Here is a 17,384-nt window from a genome sequence, read left to right as displayed (position 1 = left end):
CGAGGACGAACACGGCGAAGCCGGTGACCGACGGTGCGCCCACGCCCGGCGCAGCACCCGAGACCGCCCCTCACCTCCACCGGAGACAATGGACCCCGTGCGCTATCGCATTCTCGGCACCACCCAGGCATTCGACGCCGACGGCACGACCATCGCCGTCGGCGGCTCAAGGCTGCGCGCACTCCTGACGGTCCTCGCCCTGCGCACCCCCCGCCCGGTCCCGGCACCCGCACTCGTCGACGAGGTGTGGGGCGGCGACCCGCCCGCCGACGCGACCGGCGCGCTGCAGGCACTGGTGGGCCGCCTGCGCCGGGCCATCGGCGCCGAGGCGATCACCTCGACCGACGGCGGCTACCGGCTGTGCGCCGCACCGGACGACATCGACCTGTACCGCTTCGACCGCCTCGCGGGCGAGGGGACGGACGCCCTCGCGGATGGCGACGCGGCCAAGGCGGCGGCGATCCTCGACGACGCGCTGGCCCTCTGGCAGGGCCCGCCGCTCGCCGACCTCCCGGACCGCACGGCGGAGGCCGCCCGGTGGGAGTCCCGCCGCCTGGAGGCCCGCCGCGCCAGGCTGGCCGCGGCCCTCGCCCTCGGCCGGGCCGAGCAGGTGCTGCCCGAGCTCGCCGCCCTGTGCGACAGCCACCCCCTCGACGAACCGCTCCAGGCCCTGCGGCTGCGGGCGCTGCGCGACGCGGGCCGCCCGGCGCAGGCGCTGGCCGCGTACGACGCGGTGCGCCGCCTCATCGCGGACCGCATCGGCACCGACCCGGGCCCCGGACTCCGCGCTCTCCACGAGGAGTTGCTGCACCACGACACCCCGCCGCACGCCTCGCAGCCCCCGCAGCCGCCCCCCTCCCGGGTCCGCCCGCCGGAGAGACCGCAGGGCAACCTGCGCGCCAGGCTCACCTCCTTCGTCGGCCGCGAGGACGACATCGAGGCCATCCGGGACGACCTGACGCGGGCCCGCCTCGTCACGCTGCTCGGACCCGGCGGCGCCGGCAAGACGCGGCTCTCGCAGGAGGCGGCCGAGGCGTACGCGGACGGCGTGCCCGACGGTGTGTGGCTGGCCGAGCTCGCGCCGGTCGAGGACCCGGACGCGGTGCCGGAGGCGGTCCTCACCGCGCTCGGCGCCCGCGAGACGGTGCTGCGCGGCGCGGGCGCCGAAGAGCTGCGCGCGGTCTCGGAGCGGCACGGCGACGACCCCGTCGTCCGCCTCACCGAGCACTGCGCGCCGCGCCGGATGCTCCTGATCCTCGACAACTGCGAGCACGTCATCGACGCCGCGGCCCGCCTCGCCGACCGGCTGCTCGCCCACTGCCCCGGCCTCACCGTCCTCGCCACCAGCCGTGAACCCCTGGGCGTACCGGGGGAGTTGCTGCGCCCCGTCGAGCCCCTGCCCGAGCCGATCGCGCTGCGGCTGCTCGCGGACCGTGGCGCGGCGGCCCGGCCGGGTTTCCGGATCGAGGACGACCCGTCGGCGGCGGCCGAGATCTGCCACCGCCTCGACGGCCTGCCGCTGGCCATCGAACTGGCCGCGGCGCGCCTGCGCATGCTCACCACCCGGCAGATCGCCGACCGCCTCGACGACCGCTTCCGCCTCCTGACGAACGGCGCCCGCACGGTCCTGCCCCGCCAGCAGACCCTGCGCGCGGTCGTCGACTGGTCCTGGGAACTCCTGGACACCTCCGAGCGCACCGTCCTGCGCCGCCTCTCCGTCTTCGCCGGCGGCTGCGATCTGGCCGCCGCCGAGGCGGTGTGCGGGGCCCCGGCCGAGTCCGCCGTGGCCGGTGACGGGGCGGGGGTCCGGCCGCTCGACGTCGCGGACGTGCTCGGCTCCCTCGTCGACAAGTCCCTTGTCGTCGCCGCCCCTTCGCCGCAGGGCGTGATGCGCTACCGGCTCCTGGAGACCGTGGGGGAGTACGCGGGGGAGCGGCTCGACGAGGCCGGTGACCGCGGCGCCGCCGAACGGGCCCACCTCGTGTACTTCCGGGAGCTGGCCCGGCTCACCGAACCGCGGCTGCGGGGCGGCGGGCAGCGGGAGGCCGTCGAGCGGCTGGAGGTCGAGTACGAGAACCTGCGCACCGCCCTGCGGCACGCGGTCGCCGCCCGGGACGAGCAGGAGGCGCTCTGCCTGGTCCTCTCGCTCTCCTGGTACTGGACCATCCGCGACCTGCGCCTGGAGATCCGCAACTGGTCCCGCGACGTCGTCGCCCTCGGCCCCGACCCGTTCGCGCGCCCCGTCACCCCGGTGGAACCGCTCTACGAACGCTGCACGGACAACCCGCCGCCCATGCGCCCGGAGGTGCTCCAGGAGGCGCGGCGCGGAATCCACCTCATCCAGCTCTCCTGCATGGACATGAACCTGGAGGCGTGGCAGACGCCCGAGGCCATGGAGAAGCTCGCGGGCATCAGGGAGGCCTACCGGCCGGGTCTTCCGCAGACCTGCTGGTCGCCGGGGAGCCTGTGGTTCTTCGCGGTGCTGCTCAAGGGGGACATCGACCAGCTGTACGACATCATCGACGCGACCATCACCACCTGCCGCGAGCGCGGGTACGACTGGGAGCTCGCCGCGTCCTTGCAGCAGCGCGCCAACATCCTCGCCAACCGCGCCGACTGGGCCGGTGACGCCCGCCGCGACGCCGACGAGTCCCTGGAGATCTTCACCAGGCTCGGCGACGTGTGGGGCATGGCCGAGGCGCTCTCCTCGCGGGGCGAGGCCCATGAGCGGCGCGGCCGGTACACCCTCGCCGCCGAGGACTTCGCCGCCGCCATCGAGCACGCGGAGCGGCTCGGCGCCCCCGCGCAGGCGAACGTGCTCACGGCCCGGCTCGGGGCGGTGCTCGCCGAGGCGGGCGAACTGGTCAGGGGCGAGGAGATGCTCTGGTCGGTCATGGAGAACGTCGGCAACGCCGCCGCCAACTCCAGCGAATCCCTGCCCGCCGCACGGTTCTTCCTCGTCGACCTGCTCGCCCGCACCGGCCGCACCGCCGAGGCGCGCGAACAACTCCGGCTGCTCCAGGAAGAGTTCAAGGCCGTCGACTTCGTCATCTTCGAGGGCTTCATGCTGGGCGCCGAGGCCTGGATCGACACCGTGGACGGCCGCCATGCCGAGGGTCTTGTCATGGCGCGCGCCGCGCTCGACAAGTCCCTCGACCCGCTGACCAAGATGATGGCGCCGCAGATGACCTCCGTCCACCTCACCGTCGCCGCCCGCGCCCTGGCCGCGCTCGACGGCGGCGGGCACGCCCACGACGCGGCGCGGCTGATCGCGGTCGCCGACCGTGAGCTGCCGCCCGGTCACTTCGCACCGGCCGCGGAGCGCGAGATCCACACGGCCGCCGTGGAGTTGGCGCGCGGGGCACTGGGTGACGTGGCGTACGAGGCTGCGTACGCGGAAGGCGGCGGACTCTCCGTGGAGGAGGCCGCCGCCCTCTGCGACCGGCACATCGGCTAGCGGCTCCGCGCTCAGCTCTTCGTGCGGAACTTGTGGATCGCGATCGGCGCCATGACCAGCGTGAGCAGCGCCGACCAGCCGACCGTCACCCAGATGTCGTGCGCGACCGGGCCGCCCACCATCAGGCCGCGCGCGGAGTCCGCGAGCGAGGACAGCGGGTTGTAGTCGGTGAAGGCCTGCAGCCAGCCCGGCATCGACTGGGTCGGCGCGAAGATCGACGAGCCGAACTGCAGCGGCATCAGGACCAGGAAGCCCATCGCCTGCACGGACTGGGCGCTCTTCATCGCGACGCCGAGGACCAGGAAGATCCACATGATGGACATCCCGAAGAGCGCGGAGAGGCCGACGGCGCCGAGCAGACCGCCCCAGTTGGTGATGTCGAAGCCCACCAGGACACCGACGATCATCATGATCGTCGTCGCGATGAGCAGCCGCATCAGTTCCACCACGATCTTGGCGAAGAGGACCGAACCCTGGCCGATCGGCAGGGTGCGGAAGCGGTCCATGATGCCGTTCTGGAAGTCCTGGTTGAAGCCGGTGCCGACGGCCATGGCGATGTTCATGCTCATCATCGCCATCATGCCCGGCACCACGTACTGCACGTACGCGTCCTGACCGCCGCCGAGCGCCTGGCCGATGGAGCCGCCGAAGACGTACACGAACAGGAGCGTGAAGACGATCGGCATCAGGATCGCGTCGAACATCGACTCCGGGTCCTGGCGGATCCACAGCAGATTGCGGCGGACCAGGGCGCTGGTGTGCCGCACGTGGTCGCGCAGCCCGATGCGGGCGTCGGCCTCTCCCTGGTGGAGGGGCGGCGTGAGAGTGGTGCTGCTCATACGGCAACCTCCTCGAGTTCGGGGCGGGCGTCCTGCGGGGCGCTGGCCTTGTGGCCGGTGATGGAGAGGAACACCTCGTCCAGGCTGGGCAGTTCGGTGGCGATGGAGCCGATCGTGATGCCGCGCGCGGTGAGCGCGCCGACCACGGCGGTCAGCTGCTCGTCGCTGAGGATCGGCACCAGGACCGTGCCGGACTCGGCGTCCACGGTGGAGGTGGCGAGGCCGGTCAGGCCCATGTCGTCGAGCGCGCCGGCCAGCGGGCGCAGCTCCAGCGGGTCGGCCGGGCGGATGCGCAGGGTGCGGCCGCCGACCTTCGCCTTCAGCTCGTCGATGCCGCCGTTGGCGATGACCTTGCCGCGGTCGATGACGGTCAGCTCGGAGGCCAGCTGCTCGGCCTCCTCCATGTACTGGGTGGTGAGCAGCACGGTGACGCCGTCGGTGACCATGCGCTTGACCTCGGTCCACACCTCGTTGCGGGTGCGGGGGTCGAGGCCGGTGGTCGGCTCGTCCAGGTAGAGGACGGACGGGCTGCCGATCATCGACGCCGCGAGGTCGAGCCGGCGGCGCATGCCGCCGGAGTACGTCTTGGCGGGGCGGCTCGCCGCCTCGGTGAGGGAGAACCGCTCCAGGAGCGCGTCGGCCTTCGACCTGGCCTCCTTGCGGGAGAGGTCGAGGAGCCGCCCGATCATGTAGAGGTTCTCGCGCCCGGAGAGCTTCTCGTCCACGGCCGCGTACTGGCCGGTGAGGCCTATGACCCGGCGGAGCTGGCGGGGCTGCTTGACGACGTCGTACCCGGCCACGAAGGCCGAGCCCGAGTCCGGGACGACGAGGGTGGAGAGGCAGCGTACGAGGGTGGTCTTGCCGGCGCCGTTCGGACCGAGCACGCCGAGGACCGTGCCCTCGCGTACGTCGAGGTCCACGCCGTCCAGTGCTTTGGTCTCGCCGTAGTGCTTGACCAGTCCCCTCACGGTGACGGCGCTTCCGGCGCCGCCGGGGGTGATGTCGATTCGCTTCATGGCAGAAGAGTGACAGCAGCCACCGACAAACCGCCGACAGGCCGCCTACACCCGGGGGAAAAGCGGACAGCCCGTCGACGGGGGAAATCGACGGGCTGCCGGTGGTGCCGCTATGGCTCTAGTGGACCGAGTGCTCCGCGGCGGGGAACGTACCGCCCACCACGTCCTGAGCGAACGCCTTGGCCGCGCCGCCCATCACCGCCCGCAGATCCGCGTACTGCTTCACGAAGCGCGGCATCTTGCCGCCGGTCAGGCCCAGCATGTCCGTCCAGACCAGGACCTGCGCGTCGCAGCCCGCGCCCGCGCCGATGCCGACCGTCGGGATGTGCAGGGACCGGGTGACCTCGGCCGCCAGCTCCGCGGGGACCAGTTCGAGGACCACCGCGAACGCGCCCGCGTCCTGCGCGGCCTTCGCGTCGCTCAGCAGGCGGTGCGCCGCCTCGTCGCCGCGGCCCTGGACGCGGTAGCCCATGGTGTTCACGGACTGCGGCGTCAGGCCGAGGTGGGACATGACGGGGATGCCCGAGGAGACGAGCAGCTCGGTCTGGGCGAGCGAGCGTTCGCCGCCCTCCAGCTTCACCGCACCGACTCCGGCCTCCTTCACCAGGCGCGTCGCCGAGCGCAGCGCCTGGACCGGTCCTTCCTGGTACGAACCGAAGGGCAGGTCGCCGACGATCAGGGCACGCGACGTGCCCCGTACGACGGCAGCCGACAGCATGGTCATCTCGTCGAGGGTGACGGGCACGGTCGTCTCGTACCCGAGGTGACAGTTGCCCGCCGAGTCGCCGACCAGCATCACGGGGATGCCCGCCTCGTCGAACACGGACGCGGTCATCGCGTCGTACGCGGTGAGCATGGGCCACTTCTCGCCCCGCTCCTTGGCGGCGGCGATGTCCCGCACGGTGATGCGGCGGGTGCTCTTGCCTCCGTACAGCGCCTTGCTGCTGTCGGTGGACTGGCTCGCGGAGGGCCCCGCAGGCTGGTTCTGGGCAGCCGAAAGTTGCGTCATCGCAACGGCTCCTTCTCTTATCTCGAGGCGCCCTGACGGCGTCCCCGGATCACCTCCATGGTGGCATCGCGTGCCGCCCGTCGGCTAGTGGACCCTTCGGTAAAGTCTTTACAATACGAGACGGTCTCGTATCGAAATGGCCCTAGGGTGGGAGCCATGACTACTCCCGCCGTCACCACCCCACGCATTCCGGAAGCCGTCCACCGGCGCCGTTGGGCGATCCTCGGCGTCCTGATGCTGAGCCTGCTGATCGTGGTGCTCGACAACTCGATCCTGAACGTCGCCATCAAGACGATCTCGACCCCGGAGCCCACGGGCCTCGGCGCCACCCAGGGCGACCTGGAGTGGGCCATCAACTCCTACACCCTGGTCTTCGCCGGGCTGCTCTTCACCGCGGGTCTGCTCGGCGACCGGCTCGGCCGCAAGCGGATGCTGCTCGTGGGCCTCGCCGTCTTCGGCATCGGCTCGGCGCTCGCCGCCGAGTCCGGCTCACCCGTCCAACTCATCCTGTTCCGCGCGGTGATGGGCCTCGGCGCCGCCTTCGTGATGCCCGCCACCCTCGCCGTCCTGATGAACGTCTTCGAGCGCGACGAGCAGCCCAAGGCCATCGGCATCTGGGCGGGCGGCGTCGGCCTCGCCATCGCGATCGGGCCCATCACCGGCGGCGTACTGCTCGACCACTTCTGGTGGGGCTCGGTCTTCCTGGTGAACGTGCCGATCGTCATCGTCGCGATCGGCCTGATGATCTGGCTCGTCCCCGAATCGCGCGACCCCAGGCCGGGCCGCATCGACCTGGTGGGCGTGGCCCTGTCCGTCGTCGGCCTCGTCCTGCTCGTCTACGGAATCATCAAGGGCGGCCAGCTCGCTGACTTCACCGACCCCGCCGCCCTCGCGACCATTGTGGCGGGCATCGCCGTACTTGTCGGGTTCGTGCTCTACGAGAAGCGCAGCGACCACCCGTCCATCGACATCTCGTACTTCAAGAACCGCGTCTTCTCGGCGGCGATCAGCTCCCTCGCGCTGGTCTTCTTCGCGCTGATGGGCGTCACGTTCTTCGCGGTCTTCTACACGCAGAGCGTGCGCGGCTACTCGCCCCTGGAGACCGGCCTGTTGATGCTGCCGCTCGCCGCCGCGCAGCTCATCTTCGCGCCGCGCGCCCGCCTCGTCGTCGACCGCTTCGGGGTGCGCGCCGTGTGCTCGGGCGGACTGCTGCTCCTGGCCGCGATGCTCTCCGCCTTCACGATCCTGGAGGCCGATACGCCGATCTGGATCCTGGAAGTCATGTTCTTCCTGATGGGCACGGGCATGGCGCACATCATGACGCCCGCGAGTGTCGTCATCATGCAGGCGCTGCCCCGCGAGAAGGCGGGCTCCGCGTCAGCCCTGAGCAACACCTTCCGGCAGGTCGGCGGCGCCCTGGGCATCGCGGTGCTCGGCTCCGTGCTCTCCGCGGCCTACCGCAGCGGAGTCGAGGACAAGCTCACCCTGCTGCCCGCCGATGTACGGCACACCGCGGGCGAGTCCATCGAGGCCACCCTCGGTGTCGCCGCCAAGCTCGGTCCGCGCGGTGAACCGCTGGTGACCGCCGCCCACGACTCCTTCCTGCACGCCATGCACGTCACGGCGCTCTGCGGCGCGGGCGTCGCCCTGATCGGCGTCGTGGTCGTCGCCCTGTTCCTGCCGGGCCGCACGCCCCAGGAGCCGGAGGCGGAGCAGAAGGAGGCGGACCCGGTGGGCGCCGGGCACTGAGGCGGCGCCGGGTACTGAAGGGGCGCAGGGCACTGGCGAGGCACGGGGCATGGATGGGGCTGCAGGGCCGGGCAGGGACAATCGGCCTGGCAGAGCGCCGGATGACGAGAGACGGAGTTGACGTGGGCCACATCGCCAAAGGCGTCCGGGGCCGCCCCCGCAGCGAGGCCGTGGAGCGGTCGATCGTCGAGGGCGTCCTGAAGATGATCGAGGACGGTGTGCCCCTCGCCGACCTCTCCGTCGAGCGGATCGCGCGCACGGCGGGCGTGGGCAAGGCCACCATCTACCGTCGCTGGAGCGGCAGGGAAGAGCTCTTCGTCGACATCCTGCGCGGCGTGGAGGACCCCCCTCCCGAACTGGCGGGGGAGTCCATGCGCGGGGATCTCGTCACGCTCCTCGACCATCTGCGCAGGCGCGGCGTGAACATGAGGTCCTCCGCGATCCTGCACAACGTCTTCGCGCAGATGAAGAGCCTGCCCAAGCTGTGGGAGGCGTACCACGCGACCGTCGTCGAACCGCAGCGCCGCGTCATGATCGGCGTGCTGCGCCGCGGCGTCGAGAACGGCGAACTGCGCGCGGACGTCGACATCGTCCTCGCCAACGACCTGTTCGTCGGACCCATGCTCGTGCGCACCGTCCTGCGCTCCGACGCGCCGCTCGACGAGGGTCTCGCCGAGCGGATCGTGGACTCCGTGCTCGCGGGTCTGCGGCCCACGGGGTGAATGTGCGCGTTTCGTCACAGCGGCCCGTTGTGCGGCGAGATGCGGAACCCGCCGCGCCGCCCCGCTCGTCCTCGTCCCGTACGGCCGTCACGGACGGCGGGGAGGACACCCGATCATCGCCTAGGGTTTCAGGGGCGAGGACGGTTGCACGGCACCAGTGAGGCGACGAGCGTATGGCGCAGGCGTATGTGACGGAAACGGGCAACGGCGGCTCGGGGCCTGACCGCCAGGGGTCCCGGTTCCGGCGCCTGGTCGACGGATGGCGCGGCGACCGGGGCATCTGGAGGCGCGGGCTCGTCACGGCCGGGGTCGCGGTCCTTCTCGCGCTGGTGATGCTCTTCCACGCGCAGATCCCGAACGGCGTCGGCAACCTCGGCAGCCTCATCGAGACGTTCCTGCCCTGGCTCGGCATCCTCGTGCCGGTGCTCCTCGTCATCGGCTTCGTCCGCAAGTCCGCCACCGCGCTGATCGCCGTGCTGCTTCCGGCGGTCATCTGGGTGAGCTCCTTCGGCGGCCTGATCTCCGACAAGTCCGGGGCCGGCGGCGACCTGACGGTCGCCACCCACAACGTGAACGCGGAGAACGCCGACCCGTCGGGCACCGCCCGTGACGTCGCCGCGTCCGGCGCCGACGTCGTGGCCCTCGAGGAGCTCACGGCGGACGCCGTCCCGACGTACGAGAAGGCCCTGGCCGGCACCTACAAGTACCACTCGGTGCAGGGCACGGTCGGCCTGTGGAGCAAGTACCCGCTGACCGGCACCAAGCCCGTCGACATCAAGCTGGGCTGGACGCGCGCGATGCGGACGACGGTCAACAGCCCCAAGGGCGAGGTCGCCGTCTACGTCGCCCACCTGCCGTCGGTGCGGGTCAAGCTGGACGCGGGCTTCACCGCCAACCAGCGGGACGCGAGCGCGGACGCGCTGGGCGAGGCGATCGCCGACGAGCAGATCTCCAAGGTGGTGCTGCTCGGCGACCTGAACGGCACGATGAACGACCGCGCCCTGAACGCGGTCACCTCACAGATGCGGTCCACGCAGGGCGCGGCGGGCGACGGCTTCGGCTTCAGCTGGCCCGCGTCGTTCCCGATGGCGCGGATCGACCAGATCATGGTGAAGGGCGTCGAGCCGATGTCGTCGTGGACGCTGCCGGAGACGGGCAGCGACCACCTGCCGATCGCGGCGCGCGTCGAGCTCTAGCCCCTGGAGTCCTCGAGAGCCCCCGGGAGTCATCGGGAGCCCTCGGGGCGCTCCTGCCACATGGCGCACATCTCTTTTTAACCTCACGGAATACTGAGCCTGAGACGCTTTGTTCCGTACGTAAACTTACGGAACACCACTCCCTCATGCGCTCCCCCGGAAGGTTCTTCATGCCCCTGGCCCTGCTCGCCCTAGCCGTGGGCGCCTTCGGCATCGGTACGACCGAGTTCGTGATGATGGGCCTGCTGCCCAACGTCGCGGACGACCTGGACATATCCATCCCCACCGCCGGGCACCTGGTCTCGGCGTACGCCCTGGGTGTCGTCATCGGCGCCCCGCTGCTCGCCGCGGTCACCGCGCGGATGCCCCGCCGCCGGGTCCTCATCGGCCTGATGGTGCTCTTCGTCGCCGGCAACGCGCTGTCGGCGGCGGCCCCCGACTACCACTGGCTGATGGCCGCCCGCTTCCTGAGCGGCCTTCCGCACGGCGCGTTCTTCGGCGTCGGCGCGGTGGTCGCCACCGGTCTGGTGGCGCCCGAGCGCAAGGCGCGCTCCGTCTCGCTGATGTTCCTCGGCCTGACCGTCGCCAACATCGTCGGCGTGCCCGTGGCCACGGCCATGGGGCAGCAGCTCGGCTGGCGCGCGACGTTCCTCGCGGTCAGCGCGATCGGCCTCGCGGCGATCGCCACGCTGGCCTTCTTCGTGCCCGCCGACCACGGCCACGGCGAGAGCGGCGGCCTGCGCGGGGAGCTTCGCGCGCTCGGCAGCGTTCCGGTGTGGCTCGCGCTCGGTACGACCGTCGCGGGCTTCGGGGCGCTCTTCTCCGCGTACAGCTATGTGACGCCCATGCTCACGGACGCGGCGGGCTACGCCGAATCCAGCGTCACGCTGCTGCTCGCGCTGTTCGGTGTCGGCGCGACCGCGGGCAACCTGCTCGGCGGCCGGCTCGCCGACCACTCCTTGCGGGGCACGCTCTTCGGCGGGCTCACGGCGCTCGTCGTGGTCCTCGCCCTGTTCCCGCTCCTCATGGGTGCGGCGTGGAGCGCGGCGCTCGCGGTGACGCTGCTCGGCATGGCGGCCTTCACGACGGGTTCGCCCCTGCAGCTGATGGTCATGGAGAAGGCGTCCGCGGCCCCGTCCCTGGCCTCGTCCGCGAACCAGGCCGCGTTCAACCTCGCCAACGCGGGCGGCGCGTGGGTCGGCGGCCTCGCGCTGGCGGCGGGCTTCGGGGTCACGTCACCGGCGGTGGTGGGCGCGGGCCTCGCGGTCCTTGGGCTCGCCGTGGCGGGGGTGGCGTATCTGGTGGACCTGCGGTCGCCTGTCTCCGGCGGTGGCCGCTTGGTGGCGGCGCACTCGGTGTCCGATCGTGAGACGTCCCACGCCGGGTAATCAGGTGGGTGGGTGGGAACGATCCGCCGCGAAGCGGCTGTACAGGGCGGCGCCCACCCACCCCGGGGTCAGACGGATTCCCGCCACCGGTTGGTGATCGGCAGCCGCCGGTCCTTGCCGAAGCCCTTCGCGGAGATCTTCGTGCCCGGCGGGTACTGCCGCCGCTTGTACTCGGCGGTGTCCACCATCCGCAGCGTCTTGACGACGAGCTCCCGGTCGTACCCGGCGGCGACGATCGTGTCCGCGCCCTGGTCGCGGTCGACGTACATCGCCAGGATCGCGTCGAGCACGGGATAGTCCGGCAGCGAGTCCGTGTCCACCTGGCCGGGACGCAGCTCCGCGCTCGGCGGCTTGCTGATGGAGTTCTCCGGGATGGGCGGCGTCTGGCCGCGCTCCAGCGCCGCGCGGTTGCGCCACTCGGCGAGCCGGAAGATCAGGGACTTGTAGACGTCCTTGATCGGCCCGTACGCCCCGACCGAGTCGCCGTAGAGCGTCGAATACCCCACCGCCAGCTCGGACTTGTTGCCCGGGGCGAGGACGATGTGACCCTCCTGGTTGGAGAGGGCCATCAGCATCGTGCCGCGCAGGCGCGACTGGAGGTTCTCCTCGGCGAGTCCGGTCAGGCCGAGCGACCCCATGTACGCGTCGAACATCGGGGCGATCGGCACGGTCCGGAAGTTCAGCCCCGTGCGCCGGGCCAGGTCTTCCGCGTCGCTGATGGAGTGGTCCGAGGAGTAGCGGGACGGCATGGCGACGCCGTACACGTTCTGCGCGCCGAGCGCGTCGCAGGCGATCGCGGCGGTGAGCGCGGAGTCGATTCCTCCGGAGAGGCCGATCAGCACGCTGCTGAATCCGTTCTTCGCGGCGTACGCACGCAGCCCGACCACCAGCGCCGAGTACACCTCCTCGTCGTCGTCGAGCCGCTCGGCGTACCCACCGGTGAGCTCCGGCTCGTACGCGGCGAGGGGCTCATCGGAGAGCGTGACGTGCTCGATCCGCAGGCCGTCGTCCACGACGCCCGACGGCGGCTCCGCCGCGGCGGCGGGCAGCTCCAGATCAAGGACCACGCACCCCTCGGCGAACTGCGGCGCCCGCGCGATGACTTCGCCGTCCCGGTCCACGACGACCGAGTCGCCGTCGAAGACGATCTCGTCCTGGCCGCCGATCATGGCGAGGTAGGCGGTGGTGCAGCCGGCCTCCTGCGCACGCTTGCGCACCAGCTCGAGCCGTACGTCGTCCTTGTTCTGCTCGTACGGCGACGCGTTGATGGAGAGCAGGAGCCCCGCCCCCGCGGTGCGCGTCGCGGGGACGCGGCCGCCGTCCTGCCAGAGGTCCTCGCAGATGGCGAGCGCGACGTCGACGCCGTGCACGCGCACGATCGGCAGGGTCTCGCCCGGCACGAAGTAGCGGAACTCGTCGAAGACGCCGTAGTTCGGCAGGTGGTGCTTGGAGTACGTCAGGACGGCCTCGCCGCGGTGCAGCACGGCGGCGGCGTCACGCGGCGCGCCCGCCGGCTGGCCGTACTTCGGCTTGGCCTCCTCGGTGCGGTCGAGATAGCCGACGACGACCGGCAGCTCGCCGTACCCCTCGTCGTTCAGCCGCACGGCGAGCGCCCGCAGCGCCTGACGCGAGGCGTCGACGAAGGACGAACGCAGGGCGAGGTCCTCGACGGGATAGCCGGTGAGCGCCATCTCGGGGAACGCGACGAGGTGCGCTCCCTGCTCGGCGGAGTGCCGGGTCCAGCGGACGATGGCCTCGACGTTCCCGGCGAGATCGCCGACGGTCGAGTCGATCTGATTCAGTGCGAGGCGTAGTTGAGGCACGGGGCCCAGTGTAATCGTCAGAGCGACGCGATGCCCTGACGGGACGCCCCACCGGGGCGTCCCGCCCTGGCCTTCGGTCAGCTGCGGTAGCCGAGGACCGTCATCATTCCTGCCTCCGAGTGATACACGTTGTGGCAGTGGATCATCCACAGGCCCGGGTTGTCGGCGTCGAAGTCCACCGTCAGCGTGCCGTTCGGCAGGACGACCGCGGTGTCCTTGCGGGGGCCGCCCGCCACGTTCGCCAGGGAGAACGTGTGGCCGTGCAGGTGGACCGGGTGCCACATCGTCGTCGAGTTGGCGAAGACCAGGCGGACGCGTTCGCCCGCGCGGACCGGGTGGCGCTGGTCGGGGGAGTAGGGCTTCTTGTCGAAGGCCCAGTCGTACTTCGCCATTCCGCCGGTCAGTTGGATCCTGACCGTGCGGTCCGGCTTGCGGGACGGGAGGGCCACCGACCGCGCAGCCCGCAGCTTGTCCGCCGTCAAGAGGCGGCCCTTCAGCTCCTTGGGTCGGGTCGAGGGGGCGGGCGCCGCGCCGCCGCCCGTGCGCAGGACCGCGAGGGCCGACGCCTTCTTGCCCTCGGCCGCCGCGGTCAGCGGGAACGCGCCGTCCTTGGCGGTGACCAGGACGTCATAGCGCTCACCCATGCCGAGCAGCAGCGCGTCCGTCTTCGCGTGCTCCACCGGGAAGCCGTCCGTGTGCGTCACCGTCATCTCGTGGCCGCCGAGCGCCACCCGGAAGGCCGTGTCGCCGCCGGCGTTGATGATGCGTAGGCGGATGCGGTCGCCGGGGCGGGCCTTGAAGGTGGAAGGGGCGTCCGGTGTGCGGCCGTTGATCAAGTAATGCGGGTACGCCACGTCGCCCGCGTCGCCGCCCAGGAGGTCGCTCTTGGCGCCCATCATCATCCGGGAAGGGCCTGAGGGGCCTGAGGAGCCTGAGGGGTCTGAGGTGGGGCTCGGCTTGGGTGAGGGGCCGGTCCGCAGCGACATCTTCGACATGTCGTGGCCGTCCATGTCGTGGCCGCTCATGCCCTTGCCGAGCTCCGCGAGCACGGCGTCCGGTGTCGAGCCGTCCACCCCGTCGACCCAGTCGTCCAGGACGACGACCCACTCCTTGTCGTACTTCAAGGGCTCCTTGGGGTCGTCGACGATCAGTGGTGCGTACAGACCGCGGTCCTGCTGCGTGCCCGAGTGGGGATGGAACCAGTACGTCCCCGGGTGCGGAACCGCGAAGCGGTAGGTGAAGTCGGCGCCCGGCTTGACGGCCTTCTGGGTGAGGCCGGGGACGCCGTCCATGTCGTTGCGCAGGGCCAGGCCGTGCCAGTGCAGGGACGTGGACTCGGGGAGGTGGTTGGCGAGCGTGAGGGCGAGGGTGTCGCCCGCGGTGACGCGGACCTCCTTGCCGGGCAGCCGGTCGCCGTACGCCCAGGTCTTGACCGTGCGGCCGCCGAGGTCGAGCTTGGCCGTCATGGCCATGAGCTTCACCTCGCGGACCGTGCCGCCGCCGGCTCGCTTCTTCTCCGCGGCGGCGACTTCCTCGCCGGAGGGGTCGACATAGCCCTTGGGGCGGCCGTCGGGCGATCCCTCGGGGGAGCCCTCGGGCTTGGAGCCGCCGCCGTGTCCGGCGTGACCGGAGTCCGGTCCTGAGCCGGAGCAGGCCGTCAGGATTCCCGAACCGGCGACGGCGGTCGCGGCGCCGAGCAGGGCGCGGCGCGATGGGGCGCGGCGCGCGGGGGAGCGCAGGGGTTGAGTGCGCATGGCTGAGTACACCTCGTCGTGGTGGTGCGTGCAGATGGGCGCATCTGCTGCTTCTGGTACACCGCTCGACGCCCGGAGGTTCCCAACAAGGACCCCACCAGGACGCGGGCAGCGCGAAGCAGCCGGTGCGTCGGCCTAAATGCGCAGCACCGAGAGGCAGGAGAGGAGTATGCGGGGTGGCGGCGGATTGGGCCGCAGCCCGTCGAGCAGCCGGGCGAGCGGGCGCGCGGGGACGGCGAAGCCGCCGGGGCGCAGCAGGCCTGCTTTCAGGAGCAGGAGGAGAGTGAGCGCCGAGAGGACCGCCAGGCACACGGACAGCGGGTCCATCCCGTCCGTCCCGACGGGTGAGGACGCGGACGTGGCGGCGAGGTGTGGCCGCGCGGGGGCGGCGTGGCCGCCGTCGCTCATCTCTTGCTGACCGGCGGCTTGTTCGGACACGCTTGCGTGACTCGTCGACGGGCTCGTCGAGTGACTGGGCGAGGACTGGCCCGCCGAGTGACTCGGCGACGAATGGCCCGTCGGGTGGCCCGTCGGGTGGCCGAGCGTATGCATCGTCACGATGCCGAAGAGCAGCGCGGCGAGCAGCAGGAGCTGCCTGCCGTTCGCTGATCTCTTCGTGGCCGCCATGGGCGGAACCTTACCCCCGGCGGGTATTCGGCAACATGCGGACCCCCGGTACTCCACTGATCATGAGCTCATGATGAATATGGTCAATAGGGGACGAATCGGTTCCGTTGAGGGTAACGACAGACGGCGATGCCGGCGGACTCGCCATGGAGCCGAAGGCAAAGGCGGAGGCGGGGGCCATCACTAGCGCCGTCCGCCCCGCCGTGCCGATCACGCCCGCCGAGCCCCGCCCCGCCACCGCCCGAGCCGCCGCCGTCTCGCTCCTGCTGGCGCTCGGCGCGCTCGCCTACAGCGCGTGGCTCCTGGAACCCCTCCTGGGGACGGGGCTCTCCCCGGTGAGTTCGTACGTCAGTGAACTCGCCGCCCGGGACCAGCCGTTCGGGACGCTGTTCCGCACGACCGACCTGACCGCCGGGCTGTTGCTCCTCGCGGGCGCGGTGTGCGCGCTGCTGTGGCTGCCGCGCCGGAGGATCGCCGTCGTGGGGTGGGCGGGGCTGGCGCTGTTCGGTGCGGCCACGGCGGTCGACTCCCGGCTGCCGCTGAGCTGCGCGCCGACCGCCGATGCGGCGTGCGTGGCCAGGGAGCGGGCGGGGCTCGTGCCCGCGGCGCATACGGCGCACGTGGTGAGCAGCAGTGTCGCGATGACGGGGGCGCTGGTGGGGATGGTGGCGCTGACGTTCGCGGCGCGGAGGTACGGGCACGGGGTCCTGCCGTCCCTCGCGGGCCCCTTCAGCCTCCTCCTCCTGCTCCTCGAACTGGCGGCCACCGCCTGGACCCTGGCCGCCATCGCCGCCTTCGACGCGGGGCACGGCACGTGGGCGCTGGGGGTGGGGCAGCGGCTCCAGGTGCTGCTGATCGCTCTCTGGCTGGGGCTGCTCGCGCGTGCGGTGGTGCGGCGCGGATGAGTTTCGTACGGATCGGGGGAGTGCCGCACCACGTGGAGGTGACGGGGAGCGGGCCGGTCTGCGTGCTGAGCGCGGGGCTCGGGCTCGCGTGGTTCGACTGGGATCCGGTGGTGGAACTCCTCGCCCCGTGGCGGACGGTCGTCCGCTTCGACCGGCCGGGGTCGGGACTGAGCGGGCACGCGCGCGTGGCGCCCACGCTGGGTGGCGAGGCCGAGCGGATCGCGCGGATCTTGGACGCGGTGAGCCCCGGCGGTCGTCCTGCCACGGTGGTCGGGCACTCGCTCGCGGGCTTCCACTGCGAGGCGTTCGCCCGCCTCTTTCCGGCGCGTACGGCGGGCCTGGTCCTGGTCGACTCCAGCGTCGAGGAGCGGCCGAGGGTGCGGGTTCCGCGCGGGGTGCGGGTGGGGGCGGCCCGGGTGTGCGGGGCGGTGCTGAGCGGGGTGGGGGTGCCGCGGGCGGTGGGTCCTGCGCTGCGGAGGGTGGCGGTGCGGGGGGGCTTGGCGTCCTCGTCGTTGGACGAGGTGAGGCGGGTCTATGGGGCGAGCCGTGTGCTGCGGGGGTCGCTTCTCGAGTACGTGACGTACGGCGACGCAGCGCTCGAACTCACCACTCTCCGCCGGGAGTTCCCCCTCCGGGAGCGGCTTCCGGTGACGGTGCTCGCCGCGTACTCGGGGGGTGCGGTGGGCTGGCTCGCCCGGCAGCGGTCCCTTGCCGCCTCGCTCGACGCGACCTTCCGCGTCGCGGAACCATCGGGTCACTTGGTCATGCGGGACGCCCCGGGCGACGTGGCGGAGGCGGCGCTGTCCACGCCGTGAGGGTGCCGGGCGCTCCGCTCCGCGGCTTCCCCTCGCCGCGTGCACTGTCCGTGGCCCGCAGCCCCTGGCCCGCCGCTTCGCGGC

Annotated in this window: 13 protein-coding genes; 7 read left to right on the top strand and 6 right to left on the bottom strand. The window is 71.8% G+C overall.

What is annotated here, in order from left to right; all coding sequences use genetic code 11:
- Nucleotides 1-88 precede the first annotated feature (88 nt).
- Nucleotides 89-3,457, top strand: a complete 3,369-nt coding sequence (locus ABZ833_RS14705) for a BTAD domain-containing putative transcriptional regulator (protein ID WP_361045900.1) — start codon at nucleotides 89-91, stop codon at nucleotides 3,455-3,457.
- A gap of 11 nt (nucleotides 3,458-3,468) precedes the next feature.
- Here ABZ833_RS14705 and ABZ833_RS14700 read toward each other — a convergent pair whose 3' ends face one another.
- From ABZ833_RS14700 to panB, 3 genes are all read right to left on the bottom strand, one after another.
- The gene (locus ABZ833_RS14700) at nucleotides 3,469-4,296 is read right to left on the bottom strand and encodes an ABC transporter permease (protein WP_361045898.1); all 828 of its coding nucleotides are present in this window, start codon (nucleotides 4,294-4,296) and stop codon (nucleotides 3,469-3,471) included.
- A complete protein-coding gene (locus ABZ833_RS14695; RefSeq protein ID WP_249590256.1) occupies nucleotides 4,293-5,312 on the bottom strand; it encodes an ATP-binding cassette domain-containing protein in 1,020 nt (339 codons plus the stop codon). The genes ABZ833_RS14700 and ABZ833_RS14695 overlap by 4 nt, the downstream gene beginning before the upstream one ends.
- Before the next feature lie 118 nt (nucleotides 5,313-5,430).
- Nucleotides 5,431-6,321, bottom strand: coding sequence for a 3-methyl-2-oxobutanoate hydroxymethyltransferase (gene panB / locus ABZ833_RS14690; RefSeq protein WP_361045895.1), 891 nt, complete (start codon nucleotides 6,319-6,321; stop codon nucleotides 5,431-5,433).
- A 156-nt stretch (nucleotides 6,322-6,477) separates the two neighbouring features.
- Between panB and ABZ833_RS14685 the strand changes: the two genes are divergently transcribed.
- The 4 genes from ABZ833_RS14685 (at nucleotide 6,478) to ABZ833_RS14670 (ending at nucleotide 11,376) form a co-directional block, all read left to right on the top strand.
- Complete coding sequence (locus ABZ833_RS14685) at nucleotides 6,478-8,070, top strand: MFS transporter (RefSeq protein WP_361045893.1); 1,593 nt, start codon at nucleotides 6,478-6,480, stop codon at nucleotides 8,068-8,070.
- Between the two features lie 203 nt (nucleotides 8,071-8,273).
- Complete coding sequence (locus ABZ833_RS14680) at nucleotides 8,274-8,792, top strand: TetR/AcrR family transcriptional regulator (protein ID WP_361046324.1); 519 nt, start codon at nucleotides 8,274-8,276, stop codon at nucleotides 8,790-8,792.
- A gap of 173 nt (nucleotides 8,793-8,965) precedes the next feature.
- Nucleotides 8,966-9,988, top strand: a complete 1,023-nt coding sequence (locus tag ABZ833_RS14675; RefSeq protein ID WP_361045890.1) for an endonuclease/exonuclease/phosphatase family protein — start codon at nucleotides 8,966-8,968, stop codon at nucleotides 9,986-9,988.
- A gap of 170 nt (nucleotides 9,989-10,158) precedes the next feature.
- Nucleotides 10,159-11,376: an MFS transporter gene (locus ABZ833_RS14670; RefSeq protein ID WP_361046321.1), complete on the top strand. Its 1,218-nt coding sequence runs from the start codon at nucleotides 10,159-10,161 to the stop codon at nucleotides 11,374-11,376.
- Between the two features lie 68 nt (nucleotides 11,377-11,444).
- Here ABZ833_RS14670 and ABZ833_RS14665 read toward each other — a convergent pair whose 3' ends face one another.
- The 3 genes from ABZ833_RS14665 to ABZ833_RS14655 form a co-directional block, all read right to left on the bottom strand.
- A complete protein-coding gene (locus ABZ833_RS14665) occupies nucleotides 11,445-13,199 on the bottom strand; it encodes an NAD+ synthase (protein WP_361045887.1) in 1,755 nt (584 codons plus the stop codon).
- 77 nt (nucleotides 13,200-13,276) lie between these two features.
- Nucleotides 13,277-14,953 (bottom strand): multicopper oxidase family protein, encoded by a 1,677-nt coding sequence (locus ABZ833_RS14660; protein WP_361045884.1) that lies wholly within the window; start codon nucleotides 14,951-14,953, stop codon nucleotides 13,277-13,279.
- Nucleotides 14,954-15,088: 135 nt separating this feature from the next.
- Nucleotides 15,089-15,580, bottom strand: a complete 492-nt coding sequence (locus ABZ833_RS14655) for a hypothetical protein (protein WP_361045882.1) — start codon at nucleotides 15,578-15,580, stop codon at nucleotides 15,089-15,091.
- Between the two features lie 146 nt (nucleotides 15,581-15,726).
- On the opposite strand from ABZ833_RS14655, the gene ABZ833_RS14650 reads away from it, so the two are divergent.
- Nucleotides 15,727-16,485: a DUF998 domain-containing protein gene (locus ABZ833_RS14650; RefSeq protein WP_361045881.1), complete on the top strand. Its 759-nt coding sequence runs from the start codon at nucleotides 15,727-15,729 to the stop codon at nucleotides 16,483-16,485.
- Nucleotides 16,482-17,300 (top strand): alpha/beta hydrolase, encoded by an 819-nt coding sequence (locus tag ABZ833_RS14645; RefSeq protein ID WP_361045879.1) that lies wholly within the window; start codon nucleotides 16,482-16,484, stop codon nucleotides 17,298-17,300. The genes ABZ833_RS14650 and ABZ833_RS14645 overlap by 4 nt, the downstream gene beginning before the upstream one ends.
- The last annotated feature ends 84 nt before the right edge of the window (nucleotides 17,301-17,384 follow it).

It is taken from the genome of Streptomyces sp. NPDC047525 (assembly GCF_040643025.1).
Taxonomy (GTDB): domain Bacteria; phylum Actinomycetota; class Actinomycetes; order Streptomycetales; family Streptomycetaceae; genus Streptomyces; species Streptomyces durmitorensis.
This window is presented reverse-complemented; position numbering and strand designations above follow the sequence as displayed.